Source organism: Pseudarthrobacter sp. SORGH_AS 212, assembly GCF_030818145.1.
GTDB lineage: Bacteria > Actinomycetota > Actinomycetes > Actinomycetales > Micrococcaceae > Arthrobacter.
Genome location: NZ_JAUTAA010000001.1, coordinates 1,859,890 through 1,881,714, shown reverse-complemented (window position 1 = coordinate 1,881,714; position 21,825 = coordinate 1,859,890). Strand labels below are relative to the sequence as shown.

The window sequence follows — 21,825 nt, the reverse complement described above, 5'->3', positions numbered from 1 at the left end:
TTACGGAGCAACCGATGATCAGTGGAGCGCGTCCAGAGTGACGCCGGTGTGCCCTGCCAGCCGGGCGAGCAGGGCGTCCTGGAAATCCCCATCTTCCGCAGCCGGATGCGGCGCCTGCCGGCGCTGGTGGTACCAGTAGCCGCCACTGCCGTTGGCGTCCGGATCATCACTGGTGGCCAGCCACTCCTGCGTACGGTGGCCGAGCTCAAGATCGTCCGGGGCGGACCGTCCGCCCATCCGGGTGGGCACCCAGCCCGGGTCCACGGCGTTGCTGGTGACTCCGGGCACCAGGCGGGCCAGGGCTGCCGAGAAGGCCGTGATGTGCAGCTTGGTAGTGGAATACGACGCCGTGGCGGAGCGGCCTGACCAGTCCAGGCCGTCGAGCCGGGTGTTGCCGCCGCGGTGCATGCCGCTGCTCAGGTAGATCATCCGGCGCGGCCCGCTGATCAGCGCTGTGAGCAGGTACGGCGCCACCACGTTGACGGGCAGGAGCGCGGCGCCGTCCAGGACCCCGGCATTGTGGATCACGGCGTCGATCCCGCCGATGCGGTTGGCCTCGTCAGCGAGCTGGCGGACTTCGGCGTCGTCCGAGAGATCTCCCACGAGGCATTGCGCGCCCTGGTCCACCAGGTGCTGCACCGCGGGCACGCGCCGGGCAGACCGGGCATGGACCAACACGTGGTGGCCTTCGCGGGCCAGCGTTTCCGCCGTAGCCAGGCCCAGCCCGTCCGTTGAACCGGTCACCAGAATCCGTGCCATGGAAGAACCTCCGTTGTTTGTGCTCCTGGTACCCAGTTATACCCGCGCCCAAGTCTGCCCCGGGAGCTCAGTTCAGCAGCCAGGCCGCCCCGAGCAGCAACGGAACAGCCAGCGCCGAGGTGATGACCGCCGTCGTCTGCGCAAGGCTTTGGCCCACGCGGTACCGCACCGCGTAGAGGACCACGTTCTGGCCAGTGGGCAGGATGGCGCAGGCGGTCACCACGAAGGTGTTGAAGTCATCCAGGTGAAAGACGTATCTGGCCAGGGTCCACGCGAGGGCGGGCTGGATGGCTGATTTCAGGACGACGGCCAGGAACGTGGGCGCGCTGTCGCTGCTGCTGGCCCGCGGTGAGAGGCCATGGAGGGACATGCCGAAGATGATCAGCATCAGCGGAACCGTCACCTGCGCAATGAGCTTGAGGGGATCCAACACCAGGGGCGGGATTTCGATGCCGACGGCGCTGACGATGATGCCCAGGATGGCCGCCACGGTCACGGGGTTGCGGAAGGGGGTGGCGAGGATGCGGCGCAGGGAAGGCTTGGTCCCGTCCGGGTTGGTCAGGTCCAGGATGGTCAGCGCGATCGGGGTGATGACGGCGAGCTGGAACAGCATGATGGGTGTGACGTAGGTGGCACTCCCCATGACGTATTGCGACAGCGGAACGCCGAGGTTGGTGGAGTTCACGATGCCCGTGGCCAGGGCGCCGATGGTGGTGCGGCGGACTCCCCAGCGGGCGATCGCACCCACCAGGGCGAACACCGCCATCATGGCCACGGCGGTGACCACGGAGATCAGGCCCGTCTCGCTCAGGACCTCCGAGATGTGCCGGGTGGCGATCATCGAGAACATCAGGCTGGGCAGTCCCACCAGGAACGTCAGGCTGGAAAGCACTTTGGTGCCCTGCGGGCCCAGCGCGTTCGTCTTGCCCAGCACGTAGCCGACGAACATGACCACGCCCACCACAAAAAATCCCTTTAGGACTCCGTCCACACCGCTGTCCTAATCTCATCGCCCTAGGGCGGCAGTACCTGGCGGAGCCTTTGACCGGAGCCTTTGACCCGAGCCTTTGACCCGAGCCTTTGACTGCTGCCGTTGGCCGCTGCCCCTGGCAGGAGGCCCTGTCAGATGCTATCCGTAGGGGCGGCGCGGGAATCAATTTGGTCCGTCAGTGCGTCAATCCGCTCCAGCGCGCCGGTGAGGCGCTCCACGGAAGCCCACAGTTCCGGCTGCTGTTCACGGATCTCTTCAAGGGAAGCCCCGGTGGAGCGCAGGGATCCCAGGTCGAAGCTGACGTTGGTCCGGGCTCCCGCCACGGCCGCGCGGAGGGCACCGAAAGCGACAACGACGTCGGCGATCAGCGCCTTATTGCCGTGCGCCGCCAGCCAGGCGAGATCGTCTATGGCCTGCACCGCCCGGGCGCCGAGCACGGCGGAGGCGTGCGCGGCGTCAACTGAGGCCTCGCGGATGGCGTTGTCCCGTTCAGCGCCGGGCTCCAACCGGAAGGCGGCGCCGAAGGCCCGGGACGCCGTCGAATCCTCGTCGGCCAGGTGCAGCGCCTCGCTCCGCAGTTTCCGGGCACGGTCCCTGAGATCGTCCACGGTTTGCTGATGGTCCGCGCCCGGTTCGGTATAGCCGGCCACCATCGAGGCCAACGACGCAGCAACGGCCAGCATTACGCCTGTCCCGGCACCGCCGCCCGGTGAGCCGGTGGATTCGGACAGGGCCTGCGTCCACTCCTCAACGGTGGAACTCCGGGTGGTCACGTCACGTTCTTCCATGGTTGAAGGGTGCCCAGGAACAGGCCCGGCTAAACGGGTCCGGTCCCTGCCGTCCCGTCCCCCTGTAGTCTCGGCACATGATTCAACGCCACCGCTACCCGTACGGCGAGGATCCCAGCCAGTGGGGCGAACTGTTCCTCCCCGATCTTCCCGTAGGCGCCCGGCACCAGGGCGTGGTGGTGGTGATCCATGGCGGGTACTGGCGTGCGAAGTATGGCGCCGAGCTCGGCGAACCTCTGGCCAGGGACCTGGCGGAACACGGGATCGCCGCCTGGAACCTGGAGTACCGGCGCGCCGGAAACGGAGGCGGCTGGCCCGGCACGTTCGATGACATCCTGGCGGGCATCGACCATCTGGCAGCGCTCGCGGACCCCCATGCCCTGGACCTGGGGAAGGTGGTGGCCCTGGGCCATTCGGCCGGAGGGCACCTGGCAGTCTGGGCCGCCGGGCGGGGCAGGGTGGCGGAACTGGGGACAGGAAACGCGGACAGCCTTCCGGGCCGGCGGGGAGTCCGGCTCACCGGCGTGGTCAGCCAGTCCGGGGTCCTGGACCTGGCCGGCGCTGAACGCCTCAACCTCAGCAACGGTGCCGTAGCCAACCTCCTGGGCGGACCGTCGTCGGAATTCCCCGCCCGGCACCGGCTGGCCAGCCCCATGGCGGCGCTGCCGCTGGACGTTCCCGTGTACGCCGTCCACGCCGAAGCCGACGACGACGTGCCGCCGGAAATGTCCACAGGCTATGTGGACGCGGCCCGGGGATCGGCGGTGCCCGCACGGTTCGTCAGCGTCCCCGGCGACCACTTCGCGCTGATCGACATCACCGCCCCGGCCTACCTGGCGTGCCGCGAACTGGTGTGTGAACTGCTGCGCTGACATGGAATTCGGCCCCGCCCGCTTCTCTGGCAGAGTATGACCATGCTCACGGTGATCGGCGAAGGCCTTGTTGACGTTGTCCAGCGCGCTTCGGGAATCGAAGCCCACGTAGGCGGCAGCCCGCTCAACGTTGCGGTGGGCCTGGCACGCCTGGACCACCCGGTGCAGTTCATCGGCCGCTACGGGCGCGACGCCTACGGCGATTCCGTGGCCGCGCACCTCCGCGCCAGCTCGGTGATGCTTCCGCTGGGCCCGGATGAGTTGCCCACCAGCGTTGCCACCGCCTTGATTGACGACGACGGCGCCGCCACCTACACGTTCGACCTCGCCTGGGAGCTTCCCGGCATCGCAGACCGGCTCGGCTTCATGCTCCAGGGCACCACGCTGCTGCACACCGGATCGATCGCCACGATGCTGGCGCCCGGCGCCACCGAGGTGCTGGCCGCCGTCGAATACGCACACCCGCATGCCACCATCAGCTTCGACCCCAACTGCCGCCCGAGCATCATCACCGACGTGGATTACGCGCGCCGCCACGCGGAAAAGTTCGTCTCCCTCGCCGACGTGGTGAAGGCCTCGGACGAGGACCTCGCCTGGCTGTATCCGGGGCAGGACGTCCTGGAGTCCGCCCGCCAGTGGCTGGCACTGGGAGGCTCCGAAGGCCCCGCGATGGTGGTGGTGACCCGCGGTGGGGAGGGTCCGTGGGGCATCACGGCCGCAGGTGAGGCCGCAGTGGCGGCCCCGCGCGTCGAGGTGGCGGACACCGTTGGCGCCGGCGACTCCTTCATGGCGGCCCTGCTCTCCGGACTCGTGGACCGGGGCCTGGACGGCGCGCAAAACCGGAAGGACCTGCGCGAGCTGCCCGCGGAGGCGCTGGCGGAACTGCTGGCCCACGCTGCCCGCGCCGCTGCTGTCACCGTTTCCCGGCCCGGCGCCAACCCGCCCACCCGGGCGGAGATGAACGCCCTGCCAGGGGACTGACGCGGGAGCTGGCCCCCCACATCGACACTGCAGGGTGAATGCCTTAGTATTTTTAGCTTGACGGGCGTGTTACTAGGCTATCGAGGAAGGGTCATGACTCCTTTAGGTGGATTGGGAAGTGTCGACACCCGGGAAGCGGTTGGCCGGATCGGTGCAACCGACGTCCTTGATGCGCTGAGCGAGTACCGTGCCGCGGAGACAGCCATGCTCCGCCGCACCCGCCCCATCATGGATCGCGGTGCCACCGACGTCCTCGCCCTGCGCTACGTCCGTGAGGCAACATTTCGCGGCGATGGCATGCGCCCCACGGAATTATCGGCCCTGTTGGGGCTGAGCTCCGCCTCGATTACTGCCCTGATTGACCGGCTGGTGTCAGGCGGCGTTGTGGTGCGGGAGCCCCACCCCTCGGACCGTCGGGCTTCCATCCTCCGGAGTACCGGGCTGAGCGAGACCGCGGAAGTCCAGGCGCTGGACGACGCCCGGCGGCCCATCGCCAACCTCATAGAATCCCTTGACCGCGACGAGCTTGGAACAGTTTTCGGCTTCCTGGTCCGCATGCGCCACGCCATGGACGAGGTGGCGAGGGACTGATCCGCCAAACCGGGCTGGACAATTGCCTAGAGGTACTAAATACTAGACAAACTAGCAATTCGGTAAACGAGGGATCGAGGGCGACATGACAGCGGTAGCAGAACCACAGAGCCGGAACCGGAATCACCTGGCCGATGTCGTCGCCCTGCCGCTGCCCGACAGCTATGGCTTCAATGCCGATCCCGTGGGGGCGTCCGGCGCGCCCTCGGAGGCCGGCGGATGGATGAAGGCAGTTGCCTTGGCGTCCGCCAAACTGGAGCAGCTGCAGTGGGAGCTGGACGCCGCCGAAGAGGACCTGTGCGCGGCTCTCCGCGGCGCCTCGGCCTTCAGTGTCAGCGCGCCTGCCCTGGCCCGGACGGCCGGCCTTTCAGCCGACGAGCTTGAGGCTTACCTGCAGCGGCCTGCACTGATGGATGTTGCCGCTGCCCCCGGTTTGGCCGGCCCGGCCATGCCGCCGCTCGGCATGCAGGCGCAGGCCTAGCTCAAGCTACTTAGCTCCACTTTGGCGGGCTGTTGCCCCGCCGCCGCCCTGCGGCCACCCGCCCCGGTGTTTCGCTGACGCGCCGCAGCCGCATGCCGGCGTCGTCCGCCCCTGGCGTCCGGCGCGTATTGGCCCCGCCCGCCTGTTAGGCCAGGGAGAGGAAAAGCTTCTCCAGCTCTTTCCGGTCCAGGGTTTCGTCCTTCTGGACGATGCACTGCTCCAGCCCGGTGGCGATGATGGCGAATCCGGCCCGGTCAAGGGCCTTCGATACCGCCGCCAGCTGCGTGACCACATCCTTGCAATCGCGGCCTTCCTCGAGCATGCGCGTGACAGCGGCAAGTTGGCCCTGGGCGCGCTTCATGCGATTGATGACGGGCGTAAGTTCGGCGGGGCAGTTCCAAGGTCTACTCCAGCGACGGGGGATTGATGATCCCAGCCACCTTTCCAGCGGGCCATTCCCCGTGCAGCGCCCTAGGTTCCGCTCCAGACCGACGCCGAGCCGGAGTGGCCGGTCACAACGGCCTCGTAGATCAGGAACAGCCCCGCCAGGACGCCGAGAACTGACGTAGCCGGAACAAACCAGCGGGCGGCCAGGAGGCGTCCGGCTCCGCGGAGCACGTGCCAGCGGTTCACTGCGGCGGGGAAGGCGGCAAGAATCTGCGCGGCCGCCACCACCAGGAAGATCACCGCCACGAACCGGAAGAAGCCGCCCTGCTCGGCGTGCTCCCGGATAAGGTTCGAGGCAGGCCTGGCCTTCTCCAGCTGTTCACCGGCCTGCGCGGTGAGGATGGACAACGGCACCAGGCCAAAGGCCAGGACGCCGAGGGGCCAGGCCAGGTAGGCCCTGCTCCGGCGCCAGAGTGCAAAGACCACCGCCATCAGGCCCGCCAGCGGCGCCAGGACAACCACTCCATGGACCAGGAGGATGTGGGCCGGAAGGCCGCCGATTTCCACCATGCAAAGCTCCTAGGGACTGGGCAGTGACGCCGGATCAGGTGTGCTGGAGTCAGGCTATCCCCGTGGTGCCCAGCAGCAGGCCAACGCCATAGGTGAAAGCCATGGCAAGGGCGCCGCCAATGACCAGGCGCAGGGTGGCCTTCCGCTTCGAGCTGCCGCCGATCCTGGCGCTGACCGTGCCGGTAATCGCCAAGGCGATGACAACCGCCACGAAGGTGAGGGGGATCCGGATTTCGGCCGGTGGCAGCAGGATTGCCAGCAGCGGCAGTACCGCACCGACGGTGAAGGCGATGGCCGAGGCAAACGCTGCGTGCCAGGCGCTGGCGACGCTGGCCTCATCAATCTTCAGCTCGGCCTCCAGGTGCGCGCCCAGCGCATCGTGCTCGGTGAGCTCGAGGGCCACCGTGCGCGCGGTTGCTTCGGTGAGTCCCTTCGCCTGGTAGATGGCGGCTAGCTCCTCCAGTTCGCCGTCGGGATCGTCACGGAGTTCCTGGCGTTCCTTCTCGATCAGGGCCCGCTGGCTGTCGCTTTGGCTGCTGACGGACACGTACTCGCCCAGCGCCATGGAGACGGCGCCACCCACCACGGCGGCCGCGCCGGCCACCAGGATAGGGGTGACATCGTTGGTCACACCGGCGACTCCCACCACCGTTGCGGCCACGGACACGATGCCGTCATTGGCTCCAAGGACGCCCGCGCGCAGCCAGTTCAGGCGCGCTGCAATGCTGTCGTCGTGCGGCTCGTTTGGGTGCTGCTTCAGCAACTCAGTCATAGGGGAAAGTAAAACACCGGCAGCGGTCCCCGGCTACGCAGGTTTGCATACCCTATCCGCGCCCCCGGGCACGCCCTGTCTTGCGCCGGGGGTCAGAGCTGGGGAACGCACGGGCCGCTGCCCAGGAGGGCCAGCCCGGCGCGGTCCCCGGCGGCGAAATCCACCACGCCCATGTTGGCCGCATGCATCAGCTGGCCCGGATCGTTGACGTGGTCCAGGCCCACAACGTGGCCGAGTTCGTGCATGATGATGGCCCGCACCTGGTCCGTTCCGTCCGGGCGGCTGGCGAGGATGCCCGCGAGGTCGGGCGCATCCAGCCGGATCTGGCCGGCGGCGAGGACCATCGGCTGGCCGGGTGCCTGGACGAAGGTGCTGCCGCCGTCGCCCGCGATGTCGCCGGCGAGGCCGGGTGACTCCTGCGGGGTGGACCATGCGATCAGCACCGGGGCCCAGCGCTTGCCGTAGCGGTCCGGCTGGAAGGCCTCCCGCTCATCTGCCGGCGCTTCGGTTGAGGTGCCGTCGTAGATGAACTGCAGGCCGGTGGCCGCGGAGGTCGCTGCTACCGCGTCCCGGATCAGCGCGTCCCCACCCGGCACGGCGAAGTCAGGACGCACTACGTAGTGGACCGGACGGCACGGATCGTATGCGGCGAACCGCTGGCCGGGATCGGGCGAGTCCTGCAGGACGAAAGCCGTGGAGCCGGTGCTGGCCGGGGGAGTCCCCAGGGGCGAGGACGCGGCCTCGAACCCGGGCGGCGGAACCGTTGCCCCCGGCAGGTACGGTGCCGCGAAGGGAAGGACAACGCGGTTGAAGAACGACGGCGTGAAGTACAGGCAGATGACCAGCGCCAGGCCGAGCGCGGGGAGCAGCCGCCGCTTCCGCTGCCGGGGCCGGTACGGCCGGCGGAAACCGCCAAACGCCGGCCGTCCTGCGGGCGCCGGTTCCGGTGCGCGCCACGGAGCCTGCTGTGCCTGCCGGCCGAACGCCTCGTCGATGGCCCACTGCGGGATCCTTCCGCTCGGTGACCGGCGCACCCTTGGCAACGGGCCGCCGTCGGGCGCTCCCGGCCATGTGCCATGATCCCTGCCTGAACCGCCCACCCAACATCCCCCGTGCCGCCTGCCGATGAATCCTCTTCAGCTTAGGGGCGGCGAGGCGCCTGTTTCCGGCGGCTAAGCGCAGGATTTCCACAAGTTAAAAGCGCCCGCCCGGCCGGAGCGCTGGTGCCGTTCCTGCCGGGCGGGCGCCCTGTGGTGGTTGGCGGCTATTCTTTGCCGAGGTTGGCGGCGGAGGTCTTCTCGCCGGCGACCTCGTTGAGGGCCCGCAGGTCGAAAATGCCGTTGATGTCGGCCTGCTTGGTGGTTCCGGCCGTGACGCCATCGGCCAGCAGCTTCTGGTACGTTCCGGCCAGCGGATCCACCGTGAACACGATGTTCTTGAGCGACCGGTCGATGACATCGGCCTTGAGCTCGGCGCCGGCCGCTTCCTTGAGTGCTGCGTTGATGACGGTGGCCTTCTCATCCGCGGCGGCACCGTTCAGCCCACTCAACGGACTTGGCGTGGCCCTTCAGGAGCGCCTTGACGGTGTCCGGGTGGTCTGCGGCGAATTTCTGGTTGACGATCAGGATAGTTGTAGGGAATTCGCCGGGCTTGCCGGACAGCGAACCGTCCCACAGGTCCTTCTCGTCCACCAGCACCTTGGCACCGGCGGTCAGCACCAGGCGTGAGGCCCAGGGCTCGGGCAGCCACGCGCCGTCGAGCTTGCCGTCCTGGAACAGCTTCAGGGTCTGGGCGTTCTCGGTGGGGTTGATGGCCACGTCGCCGCTGCCGTCCACGTTTGTCTTGTAGCCCTGGGCGGTCAGCCAGGCGCGGAGGGCCACGTCCTGGGTGCCGCCGAGCTGCGGGGAGGCGAGGGTCTTGCCCTTGAGGTCCGCGGCGGAGTTTATCTCCGGCTTCACCACGAGCTGCGCTCCGCCGGCGGCCGCACCGGCAATGATGTTGATGGATTCGCCCTGGCTCTTCACGAACGAGTTGATGGCCGGGTTGGGGCCTATGTAGGTGGCGTCGATGGCTCCGGCGTTGAGCGCCTCAATGGCCGCGGGACCGGCGTTGAAGACCTGGGTGCTGAGCTTGGTGTCGCCGAGCTGGTCCTTGATGAAGCCTTTGCTGACGCCCACCAGTGCGGGGGCGTGGGTGACGTTGCCGAAGTAGCCGAGTTTCAGTTCCGCCGCCGGGTTTCCGGCGGGCGCTGCTGCGGCCTCTGGTGCGGTGGCGGTGTTGTTCGCGTTGACGGCTGAGGCGACGGCGGCGCCGCCTCCCACGAGGGCGAGGATGGCGGCGGCGATGCCGATTTTCAGGCCCAGGGGGCGCTTGGGAGCGGCCTGGCCGGCGACGATGCGGGTGGAGCTTCCGGGGTTCTGCGGACTCGTGTCCTGGGGGTCTGCCATGGGGATTCCTTTGCTGGGGCGGGTGCTGAGACGAGATTACGGAGCGCCCAGCAGGGCCACAATGATTCCCGTAGCAGGCGTTAACGGGACGACGCGCAGCCGCAACGCGGCGTCGTCCAGCGTCACGGAAGGTCGCACGGCGTCTTCCCCGCGCCCGGACATCCGGGTGCAGTCTCCCGTTAAACCACCACCGTCATGCCGCCGTCGATGAAGATGGTTTGCCCGTTGACGAAGGCCGAACCGTCCGACGCCAGCCAGACGGCAGGGCCGGCCAGGTCGCTGGCGGTACCCCAGCGCCGGGCCGGTGTCCTTCCCAGGATCCAGGAGTTGAACTGCTCGTCGTCCACCAGGTTCTGCGTCATCTCCGTGTGGATGTAGCCCGGAGCGATGGCGTTGATCTGCAGCCCTGATGACGCCCACTCCGCCGTCATGGCACGGGTCAGGTTCCGCAGCCCGCCCTTGGCGGCGACGTAGGGCGCGATGGTGGGCCGGGCCAGGTCCGTCTGGACGGAGCAGATGTTGATGATCTTGCCGCGGCCCCGGGGCACCATCACGCGGGCTGCGGCGCGGCCCACCAGGAAGGCACTGGTGAGGTCGGTGCTGATGACCCGCTCCCAATCGCTGACGTCGAGGTCGAGCATGGCCACCCGGTGCTGGATTCCGGCGTTGTTGACCAGGATTTCCAGGGGGCCAACGTTCTCCTCCACCCAGGCAACGCCCCGCTCAGCGTCGCTGTCCCGGGTGACGTCGAACGCGCAGCTGCGGATCCGGCCCGGGGCGAAATCCGCTGCCATCGACGCCTCGGCCGCTGCGAGCCGCTCCGCATTGATCCCGTTCAGGACCACCGTGGCGCCGGCCTCCGCCAGTGCCCGGGCGAGTGCGTTGCCGATGCCACGGCTGGAACCCGTGACCAGGGCGGTGCGTCCGGTCAGGTCAAACAACTGGCTCATCGCCGGGCCTCTCCGGCGCCGGCTGCGCTGAGGTTCGCGACGGCCTGCCGCACCACCGCAAGGTCCTGGTCTCCCAGGCCCTGCGCCACCAGCTCGGTGTACAGCTCGATTCCGGCGGACGCCATGGGTGTGGCGGTACCCGCGCTGCGTGCACTGTCCAGTACGAATGACAGGTCCTTGCGCATGAACTTGGCCGGCCCTGTGGGTGTGTAATCCTTGGCCGCCAGCCGGGGTCCCACCTGGTCCAGCACGCGGCTGCCCGCGAAGCCCCCGGCGAGCACCTCGAAGAGGGCGTGGACGTCCAGGCCCGAGCGTTCGGCCAGCTCCGCGGCTTCGGCGAGTGCCGCCGTCGTGGTTCCCACCACCAGCTGGTTGCACGCCTTGGCGAGGGAGCCGGCGCCCAGCCCGCCCAGCCGCCGGACCGCCGCGCCCATGGCCTCCAGGACCGGCAGCGCACGTGCGAAGTCCGCCTCGGAGCCGCCGGCCATGATGGCCAGGGTTCCCCGGCGCGCGCCGTCCGTGCCGCCGCTGACCGGTGCATCGAGCACGGAGGCGTTCCCGGCGCTGGCCTCAGCCACCGCGAGGCCGAACGCCTGCACCCCCACCGGTGACACGCTGCTCATGACCACCACCAGCGTCCCCGGCGCGGGTGGCTCCGTCCGCCATGCCGCCAGGAGGCCGGCCGCGGACTCTTCGATGAAGGGAAGATCGGGGAGCATGAAGATGATGACGGGCTCGCCGCGCAGGTCGGCGACGGTGTCGACGCCGGACCCGCCCCGGAGTTCAAGGTCCCGGACGGCTGCGGGGGAGCGGTTCCAACCCCTGACCTGCCACCCGGCGCCGAGCAGGTTGGCGGCCATCGGGGCGCCCATGAGGCCGAGCCCCACGAAGCCGACGGAGCCGTGCGTCACTTGGCGTCCTCCACGACCAGCAGGTCGCGGCCGTTCGTTTCGGGGGTGAAGAAGGTGGTGGCGAAAGAGATTGACGCCAGCACCAGGGAGTAGATCGCGGGAACCAGCCAGGAGTGGCCGGTAGCTGCGAGCAGTGCCACACCGATCATCGGTGCAAAGCCGCCGGCGAGCACTGCGGAGATTTCGCGGCTGAGGGCGACGCCGGTGAAGCGGTGCTGGGAGCCGAAGAGTTCCGGCAGCAGGGCGCACTGCGGGCCGAGCATGGACTGGACGCCCAGGGCGATGCCAACCACCATGACCACCCAGACCAGGGTGACGTTGCCCAGTGTGACCAGGTAGAAGGCCGGGAGGGCGATGACGGCCTGGAACAGGGCGCCGTAGCGGTAGACGGGAACCCGGCCGAAGCGGTCGGACAGGGCACCGAAGGTGACCACCAGGACCGCCGCGAATCCGGCGGCGATCAGCAGGCCGGTGGGGCCGATGAACTTGTCGCCGGCGAAGACGCCGGCCGGCATGCTGATGAAGGACACCAGCAGCGCCGAGTAGATCGATGAGTTTCCGTTTTCACCCATCCGCAGGCCGATGCCCACCAGCACGTTCTTCTTGGAGTGCTTCCAGATCTGGCCCACCGGGTTCTTGGCCACGGCCTTGTGTTTTTCGAGCTCCTGGAAGACCGGGGTCTCCTTGAGCTTGAGCCGGATGAAGACGGCGATGATGATCAGGATGACGCTGGCCAGGAAAGGTACGCGCCAGAGCCAGCCCTGCAGGACTTCCTTGTCCGCCAGGGCCATCAGGGCGAAGGTGCCGGCGCCCAGGAGCGTGCCCAGCTGGATGCCCACGAAGGGCAGTGAGGCGAAGAAACCGCGACGGCGGCGCGGGGCCACCTCGGAGATCAGCGTTGTGGCGCCTGCCTGCTCGGCTCCGGCGCCCAGGCCCTGGAGGATGCGCAGGGCAACCAGCAGCACCGCCCCGAGCATCCCCGCCTGCTCAAAGGTGGGGAGGAGCCCGATGGCGAAGCTGGCCATGCCCATCAGGCCGATGGTCAGGATCAGCACCATTTTGCGGCCAAACCGGTCCCCGATGTACCCGAAGACCACGCCGCCGAAAGGCCGGGCCGCGAAGCCGACGCCGTAGGTGGCGAAGGAGGCGATGACGGCGCCGCTCTCGCCCAGCGGGGCGAAGAACAGCGGGCCGAAAATCAGGGCCGATGCGAGGCCGTAAATGTAGAAGTCGTAGTACTCCAGGGCCGAACCCACGGAGCTGGCAAGAGTTGCCCTTCGCAGCTGCTCCGGATCGACGACGGCGCCGTCCGCATCGGTCTGCGGTGATTTAGTACGAGTTGTCACGAGAACTCCCTCTAATGCACTCCAGGCCCCCGTTGGCCTGGTGGGATAGCGACAACACCTGTTGTGTCGATCACTATGCTGAACACAATACAGCAAGCTGAACAACTGGCAACAGTTTTTTGTTTTGTTGAGAAGTGGCGTTCCTCTGCGGCTTGGAGTCCGCGGCCGCGTTTAGCCCATAGGGTTGCCCAGCGAGTGTGCCAGCTCCTTGAGCTCCTTGACCATCTGCGAGCCCTGCTCCGGAGTGTAGGTGGCCTTCAGCGCGGTGACGGACAGGCCCAGGCTGGGACCGTGGGCGCCGCGCGTCGGAACAGACACGGCCAGGCACACCACTCCGGTGGTGCTTTCCTCGTCCTCGAAGGCGTAGCCCTGCTCGCGGATTTCGCGCAGCTGCGACTTCAGTTCCGCCCCGGTGCGCAGCGACTTGGGCGTGAGGACCGGCAGTTCGGCGTCGTCAGGGAACATCCCTTCGATGTCGTGCACGTTGAGCCGGGCGATCAGCGCCTTGCCTACGGCGCAGAGGGATACCGGCATCTTGTCGCCGATATTGGAGGTCAGGCGGACTGCGGGGTGGCCCTCGTAGCGGGCGAGGTAGATAACGTTGGTTCCGTCCAGCATGGCGATCCGGACGGTCTCCCCGGAGAGGACGGAGGCCTGTTCGCAGTAGCGGTAGAACTCCTGGACCTCGTCCATCCGGCCCAAGTAGGCAGCGCCGAGTTCCACCAGCTTGCGGCCCAGGGTGAATTCCGCTCCCTGCCGGGTGATCAGCCGGGCTTCTTCGAGCGCCAGCAGGAGATTGGAGGTGGAAGACTTGGGAATCCCCACTTCGCGCGAAAGGTCGCTGAGGGTCAGCCGCCCCGTTGCAGAAGCCGCCAGCGCATCCAGGACGGCGGCCGCACGCGTGACTGCCGGCGCCGGCGAGGCGGCTCCCGACTTGTCCGGTGAAGCGGGGGTGCGGGAATCGGCCATGATTCTCCTTAGGTTGCCGGGACTGACTGCGGTGTCCGTTCAGTCAACTGAACGGTATCCATCATAAGTGCCCCGGCGGATGTGCGGTCCCGAAGAATGCGGGAGCGGCCCGTCAACCGACCGCGCTGGTCAGGGTTCCGACGCCCTCCACCACGATGTCCACGCGGTCGCCCGGCTCCACGGGCACCGCGGTGCCGGGCGCGCCGGTCATGACGACATCCCCGGGCTCAAGGGTCAGCCAGGAGGTGACGTAGACAAGGCAGTCCACCACAGAGGAGGGCAGGTTGAACGTCCCGGAGTTGGCCTTGGGCACTCCGTTGACGAAGACGCCGATGCCAGCCCGCTCGGGATCCGGAAGGGCGGTTTCTATCCACGGTCCGAGTGGCGTGTAGTTGACGCCGGCCTTGCCCTGGAAGTTCCGCTCGTCCACCGCGTTCTGATCCACGTTGGTGACGTCATTGACGCAGGTGTAGCCGAGGACGTGGTCCAGGGCGTTCTCCGCGGTCAGGTCAGCTGCCTGCTTGCCGATCACCACGGCGAGTTCACCTTCTACGTTCACTGTGCCGCGGCCGCGTGCGGCGACGATCCGGTCGCCAGGTCCGGCCACGGTGTGGACGGACTTATGCCATGCCTGGATGGGCAGTGGGTGGTCGTTGAGGGTCAGGTTGTGGCCGATGCCTACCACTACCGCCGGGGCCACGGGAGCGAGGAGCTCCGCCTCACCGGCGGGGGTGGTGCCGCCCGTGAAGCGGAGCGGTGCCTCGAACGGGTCGACGATGTGGTGCCATGATCCGGCCCGTTCAACCGCGTGCCGGGTCCCGGACGCTGTGTTGATTCTGGCGATGCGCATTGGTTCTCCCGGTACTGGCTTAGTAGAAGTGGACGGTGTCCACGAGGTGGGGAAGCTCGCCGCCGTCGAGGAAGGTGCGGAGGTTGCTGCAGAACCGCTCTGTGATCAGCCGGTTTTCGGCGGCGCTGAGGGCTGACGTGTGGGGCGAAACCATAACCTTGGGGTGGCGCCACAGGGGGCTGTCCCGGGGCAGCGGCTCCACGGCGAAGACGTCCAGGCAGGCGTACCCCACCTGGCCGTTCTCCAGCGCCTCCAGCAGCGCATCCTCATCCACCACGGTGCCTCGGCCAACATTGACGAAGGTGGTGCCGGGTTTCATGGCCGCGAACAGTTCCCGGTTGAAGAGTTTCTCTGTGTATTCGGTTCCGGGCAGGGTGTTGACAACGGCGTCTGCCGTGGCGAGGAGTCCGGGCAGGCCCGCGTTGTCCACCACCTGGTGGATGCCCTCGATGGGCTCAACGGTCCGCTTGGTGCCGCTGACGTTCATGCCGAGCGCCCTGGCGATCCGGGCCGTTTCCAGCCCGATTTCGCCCAGGCCGCTGATCACCAGGTTTGAGCCGTTGACCAGGCGGGTGGGTACCCGCAGGTCGGGCCAGGCCTTGGCGGCCTGGTCCTGGGCCAGCTCGGCGCTCCGTTTGAAGCCGTTCAGGATCCCCATCGCCGCAAATTCGGCGAGGGGAAGCGCGTGTACTCCGGCGGAGGTGGTGATCCGGAATTTCTGCAGGACGTCCTGGCCGAGCCCGGATGCCTTGACCGCTCCGCCTGCCCCCGCCGCCATGGCATGGATCCATTCGAGTGAGGGGTTGTCCCGGGCGATGCGGGCCAGGCCCGCAGGGCTCTCATTGGGGAAGCCGTAGAGCACTTCCGCCCCCCCGAGCATGGCCCAGTAGCGTTCCTCCTGCCCGGGCGTGCGCTCGAAAGCGGGATCGCCGGCGTGGTCCGCGGGAAAGCGCTCCGGCGGGAGGAGGCCGGGCTCGTACAGGACGGTGATGGACGGATCGACGGCACGGATCTGGTCCACGAGCTCTGCTTCGAGCGGGACGGCGATGGCCACAGTCTTGGGAGAAGTCATCTGTTCACTATACTGTCTGCTGGCTAGCATGCTGAACAATTTGGACTATGTTTCTGTCACTGCAGCCGGTCATGCGGCTTTGACCACCGGAAGTTCGTCCCAATGGGTGGTGTACCGGGGCGAGCGCATGTCACGCTTCATGGTCCAGTCGAGGCCGGACTTGATGCCGGCATGTCCCAGCCCGATGGCCCCGCGCCCGAAGCGCCGGCTCACGTCGTCAAGCAGCGGGCCGATGCCGCGTTCCTCATGCCGGTTCTCGAACAGTTCGAGCGGCGACTGGTTGCCGGTGGGCCGCAGGTCGGTCAGCATGATCCCCGCCTTGGCATATTTGAGGCCGTCCCGGATGTGGGGGAGCAGGGCATGTGCCGCCCTGGTCAGCAGCAGCGGGTCCGCCGTCGGCATCGGCAGCGAAACGCATACGGACGGGTACGCCTGCTCCTGTTGGCGGAAGGGTGACGTGGCGGCAAATGCCGTGAGCACTTTCGCCTGCAGGCCGTGCTTGGACAGCCTGGCGCTCGCCTGCTGCCCGTAAATGCTCAGCACCTGCCGCAGGCCGTCCGCACTGGCGACCGGCGTGGCGAACGATCGCGAGAAGATCAGCTGGTCCCGGCCGATTCGCTCCTCCTCCATGGGAATGCAGGGGGTGCCCCGCAACTCGAGGACGGTGCGCATCAGCACCACCGAAAACCTGTCCCGGATCATCACCGCATCGGCGCGGACCAGGTCCTGGACCGTGAAGATCCCCAGGACGTTGAGCCGCTTGGTCAGCCTTCCGGCGATGCCCCAGATCTCGTCCACGGGCAGCCGGGCCAGCAGGCTGTCCCGGACATCGTGGGGGACCGCCTCCCATAAACAGACCCCGTCAAAGGCCGGGTTGTTCTTGGCCCACTTGTTGCAGAGCTTGGCGAGCGTCTTGGTGGGTGCGATGCCCACGCACACGGGAACGCCCACATGCCTGCGGACGGCATCCTTGATGGTGCGTCCGAGGGGTAGCAAGGTGCCGGCGTCCCCCTTGACCCCCAGGAACGCCTCGTCGATGCTGTAGACCTCCAACCAGGCCGAGTACCTGCCGAGCAGCTCCATGACCCGCGCGCTGATGTCGCCGTAGAGTTCATAGTTGCTGGATTTCGCCACGAGGCCCCACTCCTTTGCCCGCGGCGCGAGCTTGAACCAGGGTTCGCCGGTGGTGATGCCGAGTGCCTTCGCCTCGGGGGAACGGGTAACGGCGCAGCCGTCGTTATTGGACAGGACCACCAGTGGGCGGCCCTCCAGCGAGGGGTCGAAGGCCCGTTCCGCGGACGCGTAGAAACAGTTGACGTCCACGTGGGCGATCTGCGGCATGTGGCGCATGAGGACAGGTTTAGCCACGGCGGGCCTCAGACATGGTGCAGGCACCTTGTGGCGACTCCCCAGATGGTCAGTTCGGAAAGCGCCGATACCTTGATGTCCTGGTACCGGGGATTTTCCGCCTGCAGGACGATTCCGGTGGCCGTGATGCGCAGCCTCTTTACGGTGAGTTCACCGTCCAGCACGGCAATCACGACGGACCCGTCCTTGGGTTCCAGCGCGCGGTTGACGATCAGCTCGTCCCCGTCGCTGATGCCGGCACCCTCCATGGAGTTTCCGGTGACCCTGACAACAAAGGTGCTGGTGATGTCCTTGATCAGGTGTGCGTTCAGGTCGATCCGCCCGTCGAAGTAGTCCTGTGCCGGCGATGGAAAGCCGGCCGCGACTGCCACGGGAGAGATCAATACCGAGAACAGCGACGCGCCTGCATCTATCACGCGAGGCCCGACAATAACGCCCACAACACACCCTTATTCGAATATTTGTTCGATAAGTTCAGTGTAGCGCCGGATGCCGACAATGAGCCCGACGTTGGGTCATTGCGCTATGACATAGATGAATGTGAATATATACGTGTGTCTATGTCCTTGGAATTGACCGCGGTCCAAACGGTTGCTTGCTGCTCCCCGCTGGCGCGGGAGCCCTTGTCCCTGCCCGAGGCGGAGGGAATCGCGCCACTGTTGAAGGCCCTGGCGGATCCGGTCCGGTTGCGGCTGATGTCCCTGGTCGCCTCGCATGAGGGCGGTGAGGCGTGTGTCTGCGACCTGAACGACGCCTTCGAGCTGTCCCAGCCGACGATCAGCCACCACCTGAAAATCCTGCACGGGGCCGGTCTGCTGGACCGGGAGAAGCGTGGCGTCTGGGTTTACTACCGGGCCCGCACCGAGGCCCTTCAGAACCTCGCCACACTGATCGGGGGACAGGCGAAGTGAGCGTCCTGGCGCGCAGGGCCGGTGCCGAGCTCGTCGGTACGGCATTCCTCGTGATAGCCATCGTGGGCTCCGGGATTATGGCGTCACGGTTGTCCACGGACGACGTCGGGCTGCAGCTTCTGCAGAACAGCGTGGCCACAGGCGCCGCCCTGGTCGCGCTCATTGTCGCCCTGCAGCCGGTCTCCGCCTCGTTCAACCCCGTCGTCACCCTGGTCGAACGCGCCTTGGGCATGATTGACACCAGAACATCGGCGGCTCTGATCGGCGCCCAGTTCTTGGGCGGCCTGGTGGGCGCCCTTGCTGCGAACCTGATGTTCGGCCTGGACGCCGTCACGTTCTCCACGCGGGAAAGAGCCGGGGCCGGCCTCTGGTTCGGCGAGGTCATAGCCACCATCGGGCTGCTGCTGGTCATCTTCGGCACGGTCCGTTCCGGGAGGACCGACCGGGTCGCGTTCGCCGTCGGCGGCTACATCACGGCAGCGTACTGGTTCACGTCCTCCACCAGCTTCGCCAACCCCGCCGTCACGATCGCCCGGACCATCACGGACACCTTCGCCGGGATCTCCCCGTCGTCCGCTCCCGCTTTCATCTTCGCCCAGCTGGCCGGCGGGGCAGCCGGCTACGCCCTGGTCCGATTCCTTTACCCCACCCTTGCTGCTTCCACCGCTGCCGCGGCGGTCGCGGCTGATCGAAAGGTGCTCTCGTGAGCCACAAGCCCTCCGTCCTGTTCGTCTGCGTCCACAACGCCGGCCGTTCCCAGATGGCCGCCGCGTTCCTCGCCACCCTGGGCAAGGGTGAGATTGAGGTCCGCTCCGCCGGGTCGCAGCCCGTGGACAAGGTCAACCCCGCCGCGGTCGAGGCGATGGCCGAAGTCGGTATCGACATGTCCGCCGAGATCCCTAAGATCCTCACCACCGAGGCCGTGAAAGGTTCCGACGTCGTCATCACCATGGGCTGCGGTGACGAGTGCCCCTACTTCCCGGGGAAGCGCTACGAAGACTGGGTCCTGGAAGACCCCGCCGGCAAGGGCGTCGACTCCGTCCGGCCCATCCGCGACGAGATCAAGACCCGGGTCGAGGCGCTGATCGCCTCCCTGACCCCGGCTACCGCATAACCCGCCACCCGAACGGCACCGTAAGTGCGCGCCGACGATTGAAATGAGGACAGCATGACAGCACAGGACTCCCTGCCGGTCGCCGTGATCGGTGCCGGACCCGTCGGCCTGGCCGCGGCCGCGCACCTGCTCGAACGCGGCCTTGAACCGCTCGTCCTCGAAGCCGGCCCCACCGTCGGAGCCGCAGTGCGCGCGTGGGGCCACGTCCGGGTGTTCTCCACCTGGCAGTACAACCTCGACGCCGCCGCCGTCCGGCTGCTCGAGGCCACTGGTTGGGAAGCGCCCCGTCCAACCGCACTGCCCTACGGACACCAGATCGTCACCGGTTACCTCGAGCCCCTGGCCGCCACCCCCGCACTTAAACACCGGATCCGGACCGGAGCCAGAGTCGTTGCCGTCACGCGGCAGGGCATGGACAAAGGACGTAGCGCCGGCCGCGACCAGGCTCCGTTCCTCCTGCGCATCCGGCACACCAGCGGCGACACCACAGAGATCCTGGCCCGCGCCGTCATCGACGCTTCCGGAACCTGGACCACCCCTGCGCCCCTTGGATCAGGGGGGCTGCCCGCGCCCGGTGAGGCCGAAGCCCGGGCCGCCGGGCTGATCACCGGGCCGCTGCCTGACGTCTCCGGTGACGGGTTCGCTGGACGCCGCACCCTGGTCATCGGCTCCGGACACTCGGCCGCGAACATGGTCCTGGACCTCGCCCGAACCGCCCGGACCAATCCCGGAACCGAAGTCCTCTGGGCCATCCGCGCCAACACCCCTGCCCGCGCCTACGGCGGCGGAGACGCTGACCAGCTTCCCGCCCGCGGCCAGCTCGGCACGCGGCTGCGCACCGCCGTCGACACCCGGGCCGTCCAACTCCTCACAGGCTTCCACACCAACGGCATTGACATGAACGGTGGCACGGTCACGGTCATCGCTGCTGACGGCCGCCGTGTCGAGGCCGACCGGGTGATCCCGGCGACCGGGTTCCGCCCCGATCTGTCCATTCTCACCGAGCTGCGCCTCGACCTCGACCCCGCCGTCGACGCACCCAAAGCCTTAGGCCCGCTGATCGACCCGGACTTTCACAGCTGCGGCACCGTCCCGGCCCACGGTGCCAGGATCCTTACCCACCCGGAGAAGGACTTCTACCTGGCCGGCATGAAGTCCTATGGCCGCGCCCCGACCTTCCTGATGGCCACCGGCTACGAACAGGTCCGTTCAATCGCCGCCGCCCTCGCCGGAGACAGCATGGCCGCGGACACGGTCGAACTCGAACTCCCCGAAACCGGCGTCTGCTCCACCAGCATCCCGGACAACGACGCGGTAATGGCGGACTCCTGCTGCGCAACCCCGGAGCCTGTCACTGTTACGATCGGGTTTCCCACCGGCCTGCAGCACGGCCGCACCAACCAAGCAGCACCCCTGTGACCCCAGGCACCGGGTTGAGGATCCGTGAACTGACCAGGAACGACTGGACCGTCGTCAAGGACATCTGGGCAGAGGGCATCGCCACCGGAAACGCGACCTTCGAGCAGGCCCCGCCGTCCTGGGAAGACTTCGACGCGGGGCGCCGGCCGGACCTGCGCCTCGTCGCCGAAGACCAAGGAACCGTCATCGGGTGGGCAGCCGGATCGCCCGTGTCCTCCCGACCCGTTTACTCCGGCGTCATCGACCACTCGATCTACATCAGCCCGGCCGTTAACGGTCAAGGACACGGCTCCCGGCTCCTTGCCGCCTTCATCCGTCACTGCCACGCCGCAGGGGTCTGGACCATCCAGTCCAACGTCTTCCCCGAAAATACTGCCTCTCTCGCACTGCACCAGCGCCACGGATTCACCATCGTCGGCACCCGCCGACGCATCGGACTCATGGTCTACGGGCCCCACGCCGGCATCTGGCGTGACACCGTCCTGATCGAGCACCGCAGCCCGGACAGCCCGGCGGGTGCCGCCGGCAGTCCTTCTCAGCCCGCTACTTCGGGCAGCTCAGGTCCGGGTTGAACGCCGCGAACATGCCGTCCGGATTGTCCCGCCAGACCCACGCATGGAGGGCGAAAGAACCGGGGAACGGGCCGTCTTCAAACTTCAGCCCAGCGATCGAGGGCCGGTTCTTCGCCATCGAGATGAACTCGGCGGCCACCAGCCGGTACCGCCCGTTCCGGTCCGGCATGTAGACGAGGACCTCGGGCTTGCGGGCCTGGGTCTTGTCATCGAGCAGCTCCTGCTTGGCGTAGTGGAATCCCATCGCCCCCACCCCCGGCATGTCGATGCACTCGGTGATCTTCTTGTAACCGTCGGCCTCGGCGTTCTCCAGCCAGCGGTAGTCGTCCGTGACGTGGCGCAGTACCCTGACCAGCCGGCGCTGGTCGTCGTTGTTCCGCCAGTCGTCACCCTTGTCGGAGCCCTCGTGCCCGGACCCGCCGTGTGCCACGGCAGCCCCCGGTGCGAGCCCCAGCGCAAGTGCCGCTGCGGCTATGGACAGTACCCCATTTTTGGTGCGGTTCATCGTTGATCTTCTGCCCCTCCGAGACCTGTGTCTTCCTCAGGGATGCGCAGCGCGGGAACGGGATGTCCCGCCTTCGCCAGATGCCGGCAGATTTCCCGGGAGTGCCGGTGACGGTGCCGCCCGCAAGGCCGAGCGTCCTCTCATGGGCGGCGTTTCCAGTATGCTCCTGCCCCGGAACGCCGCGCTACGCTACGGGCCG

Annotated in this window: 25 protein-coding genes and 1 pseudogene; 9 read left to right on the top strand and 17 right to left on the bottom strand. The window is 67.6% G+C overall.

The genetic code is table 11. The features are described 5' to 3' along the window. Positions 1-18: 18 nt before the first annotated feature. From QE394_RS08695 to QE394_RS08685, 3 genes are all read right to left on the bottom strand, one after another. Positions 19-759: an SDR family NAD(P)-dependent oxidoreductase gene (locus QE394_RS08695; protein ID WP_056077173.1), complete on the bottom strand. Its 741-nt coding sequence runs from the start codon at positions 757-759 to the stop codon at positions 19-21. A 67-nt stretch (positions 760-826) separates the two neighbouring features. Then, positions 827-1,750, bottom strand: a complete 924-nt coding sequence (locus tag QE394_RS08690; RefSeq protein WP_268160049.1) for an AEC family transporter — start codon at positions 1,748-1,750, stop codon at positions 827-829. A 131-nt stretch (positions 1,751-1,881) separates the two neighbouring features. After that, positions 1,882-2,538, bottom strand: a complete 657-nt coding sequence (locus QE394_RS08685; RefSeq protein WP_056077169.1) for a cyclodeaminase/cyclohydrolase family protein — start codon at positions 2,536-2,538, stop codon at positions 1,882-1,884. Positions 2,539-2,615: 77 nt separating this feature from the next. On the opposite strand from QE394_RS08685, the gene QE394_RS08680 reads away from it, so the two are divergent. From QE394_RS08680 to QE394_RS08665, 4 genes are all read left to right on the top strand, one after another. After that, entirely contained in the window at positions 2,616-3,410 is a 795-nt protein-coding gene (locus QE394_RS08680) for an alpha/beta hydrolase (protein WP_349034291.1), read from the top strand. Positions 3,411-3,452: 42 nt separating this feature from the next. Next, entirely contained in the window at positions 3,453-4,391 is a 939-nt protein-coding gene (locus QE394_RS08675) for a carbohydrate kinase (protein WP_349034290.1), read from the top strand. Positions 4,392-4,484: 93 nt separating this feature from the next. Beyond that, positions 4,485-4,982 (top strand): MarR family transcriptional regulator, encoded by a 498-nt coding sequence (locus tag QE394_RS08670; RefSeq protein WP_349034289.1) that lies wholly within the window; start codon positions 4,485-4,487, stop codon positions 4,980-4,982. Positions 4,983-5,067: 85 nt separating this feature from the next. Next, entirely contained in the window at positions 5,068-5,463 is a 396-nt protein-coding gene (locus QE394_RS08665) for a hypothetical protein (RefSeq protein ID WP_261618882.1), read from the top strand. 145 nt (positions 5,464-5,608) lie between these two features. On the opposite strand, the gene QE394_RS08660 is transcribed toward QE394_RS08665, so the two are convergent. The 13 genes and pseudogenes from QE394_RS08660 to umuD form a co-directional block, all read right to left on the bottom strand. Then, positions 5,609-5,824, bottom strand: coding sequence for a metal-sensitive transcriptional regulator (locus tag QE394_RS08660; RefSeq protein WP_349034288.1), 216 nt, complete (start codon positions 5,822-5,824; stop codon positions 5,609-5,611). Positions 5,825-5,934: 110 nt separating this feature from the next. Continuing rightward, positions 5,935-6,420, bottom strand: coding sequence for a hypothetical protein (locus tag QE394_RS08655; protein WP_349034287.1), 486 nt, complete (start codon positions 6,418-6,420; stop codon positions 5,935-5,937). A 49-nt stretch (positions 6,421-6,469) separates the two neighbouring features. Beyond that, positions 6,470-7,192, bottom strand: coding sequence for a VIT family protein (locus QE394_RS08650; RefSeq protein WP_056077160.1), 723 nt, complete (start codon positions 7,190-7,192; stop codon positions 6,470-6,472). Between the two features lie 92 nt (positions 7,193-7,284). Next, positions 7,285-8,226, bottom strand: a complete 942-nt coding sequence (locus tag QE394_RS08645) for a matrixin family metalloprotease (RefSeq protein WP_231994419.1) — start codon at positions 8,224-8,226, stop codon at positions 7,285-7,287. A 230-nt stretch (positions 8,227-8,456) separates the two neighbouring features. Continuing rightward, positions 8,457-9,639, bottom strand: a pseudogene (locus QE394_RS08640) (ABC transporter substrate-binding protein). Positions 9,640-9,818: 179 nt separating this feature from the next. Beyond that, positions 9,819-10,589, bottom strand: a complete 771-nt coding sequence (locus QE394_RS08635) for an SDR family oxidoreductase (protein ID WP_056077153.1) — start codon at positions 10,587-10,589, stop codon at positions 9,819-9,821. After that, positions 10,586-11,500 (bottom strand): NAD(P)-dependent oxidoreductase, encoded by a 915-nt coding sequence (locus QE394_RS08630; protein ID WP_349034286.1) that lies wholly within the window; start codon positions 11,498-11,500, stop codon positions 10,586-10,588. The genes QE394_RS08635 and QE394_RS08630 overlap by 4 nt, the downstream gene beginning before the upstream one ends. Next, positions 11,497-12,846, bottom strand: a complete 1,350-nt coding sequence (locus QE394_RS08625) for an MFS transporter (protein ID WP_349034285.1) — start codon at positions 12,844-12,846, stop codon at positions 11,497-11,499. Before QE394_RS08625 ends, QE394_RS08630 begins: the two co-directional genes overlap by 4 nt. 171 nt (positions 12,847-13,017) lie before the next feature. Then, positions 13,018-13,815, bottom strand: coding sequence for an IclR family transcriptional regulator (locus QE394_RS08620; RefSeq protein WP_056077148.1), 798 nt, complete (start codon positions 13,813-13,815; stop codon positions 13,018-13,020). Between the two features lie 112 nt (positions 13,816-13,927). Further along, positions 13,928-14,665 (bottom strand): fumarylacetoacetate hydrolase family protein, encoded by a 738-nt coding sequence (locus QE394_RS08615; RefSeq protein WP_056077146.1) that lies wholly within the window; start codon positions 14,663-14,665, stop codon positions 13,928-13,930. Positions 14,666-14,684: 19 nt separating this feature from the next. Further along, positions 14,685-15,737, bottom strand: a complete 1,053-nt coding sequence (locus QE394_RS08610) for a D-2-hydroxyacid dehydrogenase (RefSeq protein WP_349034284.1) — start codon at positions 15,735-15,737, stop codon at positions 14,685-14,687. A 69-nt stretch (positions 15,738-15,806) separates the two neighbouring features. Then, positions 15,807-17,087 carry a Y-family DNA polymerase gene (locus QE394_RS08605; RefSeq protein ID WP_349034283.1) on the bottom strand — a complete coding sequence of 427 codons (1,281 nt, stop codon included), beginning with the start codon at positions 17,085-17,087 and terminating at the stop codon, positions 15,807-15,809. Positions 17,088-17,113: 26 nt separating this feature from the next. Then, a complete protein-coding gene (gene umuD / locus QE394_RS08600) occupies positions 17,114-17,545 on the bottom strand; it encodes a translesion error-prone DNA polymerase V autoproteolytic subunit (protein ID WP_056077140.1) in 432 nt (143 codons plus the stop codon). A gap of 120 nt (positions 17,546-17,665) precedes the next feature. On the opposite strand from umuD, the gene QE394_RS08595 reads away from it, so the two are divergent. The 5 genes from QE394_RS08595 to QE394_RS08575 are packed head-to-tail and all read left to right on the top strand — an operon-like array spanning position 17,666 to position 21,121. Continuing rightward, a complete protein-coding gene (locus QE394_RS08595) occupies positions 17,666-18,016 on the top strand; it encodes a metalloregulator ArsR/SmtB family transcription factor (RefSeq protein WP_268160025.1) in 351 nt (116 codons plus the stop codon). Next, positions 18,013-18,723, top strand: a complete 711-nt coding sequence (locus QE394_RS08590) for an aquaporin (RefSeq protein WP_349034282.1) — start codon at positions 18,013-18,015, stop codon at positions 18,721-18,723. The genes QE394_RS08595 and QE394_RS08590 overlap by 4 nt, the downstream gene beginning before the upstream one ends. Continuing rightward, positions 18,720-19,130, top strand: a complete 411-nt coding sequence (locus tag QE394_RS08585; RefSeq protein WP_056077134.1) for an arsenate reductase ArsC — start codon at positions 18,720-18,722, stop codon at positions 19,128-19,130. The genes QE394_RS08590 and QE394_RS08585 overlap by 4 nt, the downstream gene beginning before the upstream one ends. Before the next feature lie 54 nt (positions 19,131-19,184). Further along, the gene (locus tag QE394_RS08580; RefSeq protein ID WP_349034281.1) at positions 19,185-20,549 is read left to right on the top strand and encodes an FAD-dependent oxidoreductase; all 1,365 of its coding nucleotides are present in this window, start codon (positions 19,185-19,187) and stop codon (positions 20,547-20,549) included. Beyond that, positions 20,546-21,121: an N-acetyltransferase family protein gene (locus QE394_RS08575; RefSeq protein WP_349034280.1), complete on the top strand. Its 576-nt coding sequence runs from the start codon at positions 20,546-20,548 to the stop codon at positions 21,119-21,121. The genes QE394_RS08580 and QE394_RS08575 overlap by 4 nt, the downstream gene beginning before the upstream one ends. Here QE394_RS08575 and QE394_RS08570 read toward each other — a convergent pair. Continuing rightward, a complete protein-coding gene (locus QE394_RS08570; RefSeq protein ID WP_349034279.1) occupies positions 21,093-21,626 on the bottom strand; it encodes a hypothetical protein in 534 nt (177 codons plus the stop codon). The genes QE394_RS08575 and QE394_RS08570 overlap by 29 nt on opposite strands. Between the last annotated feature and the right edge of the window lie 199 nt (positions 21,627-21,825).

Bases quoted from the DNA above. Each gene is read 5' to 3' on its own strand.
- QE394_RS08655 (WP_349034287.1), bottom strand. From the start codon at position 6,420: ATGGTGGAAATCGGCGGCCTTCCGGCCCACATCCTCCTGGTCCATGGA.
- QE394_RS08595 (WP_268160025.1), top strand. From the start codon at position 17,666: ATGTCCTTGGAATTGACCGCGGTCCAAACGGTTGCTTGCTGCTCCCCG.
- QE394_RS08605 (WP_349034283.1), bottom strand. From the start codon at position 17,087: ATGCGCCACATGCCGCAGATCGCCCACGTGGACGTCAACTGTTTCTAC.
- QE394_RS08650 (WP_056077160.1), bottom strand. From the start codon at position 7,192: ATGACTGAGTTGCTGAAGCAGCACCCAAACGAGCCGCACGACGACAGC.
- QE394_RS08660 (WP_349034288.1), bottom strand. From the start codon at position 5,824: ATGAAGCGCGCCCAGGGCCAACTTGCCGCTGTCACGCGCATGCTCGAG.
- QE394_RS08580 (WP_349034281.1), top strand. From the start codon at position 19,185: ATGACAGCACAGGACTCCCTGCCGGTCGCCGTGATCGGTGCCGGACCC.
- QE394_RS08695 (WP_056077173.1), bottom strand. From the start codon at position 759: ATGGCACGGATTCTGGTGACCGGTTCAACGGACGGGCTGGGCCTGGCT.
- QE394_RS08685 (WP_056077169.1), bottom strand. From the start codon at position 2,538: ATGGAAGAACGTGACGTGACCACCCGGAGTTCCACCGTTGAGGAGTGG.
- QE394_RS08670 (WP_349034289.1), top strand. From the start codon at position 4,485: ATGACTCCTTTAGGTGGATTGGGAAGTGTCGACACCCGGGAAGCGGTT.
- QE394_RS08610 (WP_349034284.1), bottom strand. From the start codon at position 15,737: ATGACTTCTCCCAAGACTGTGGCCATCGCCGTCCCGCTCGAAGCAGAG.
- QE394_RS08635 (WP_056077153.1), bottom strand. From the start codon at position 10,589: ATGAGCCAGTTGTTTGACCTGACCGGACGCACCGCCCTGGTCACGGGT.
- QE394_RS08615 (WP_056077146.1), bottom strand. From the start codon at position 14,665: ATGCGCATCGCCAGAATCAACACAGCGTCCGGGACCCGGCACGCGGTT.
- QE394_RS08665 (WP_261618882.1), top strand. From the start codon at position 5,068: ATGACAGCGGTAGCAGAACCACAGAGCCGGAACCGGAATCACCTGGCC.
- QE394_RS08680 (WP_349034291.1), top strand. From the start codon at position 2,616: ATGATTCAACGCCACCGCTACCCGTACGGCGAGGATCCCAGCCAGTGG.
- QE394_RS08570 (WP_349034279.1), bottom strand. From the start codon at position 21,626: ATGAACCGCACCAAAAATGGGGTACTGTCCATAGCCGCAGCGGCACTT.
- QE394_RS08620 (WP_056077148.1), bottom strand. From the start codon at position 13,815: ATGGCCGATTCCCGCACCCCCGCTTCACCGGACAAGTCGGGAGCCGCC.
- QE394_RS08675 (WP_349034290.1), top strand. From the start codon at position 3,453: ATGCTCACGGTGATCGGCGAAGGCCTTGTTGACGTTGTCCAGCGCGCT.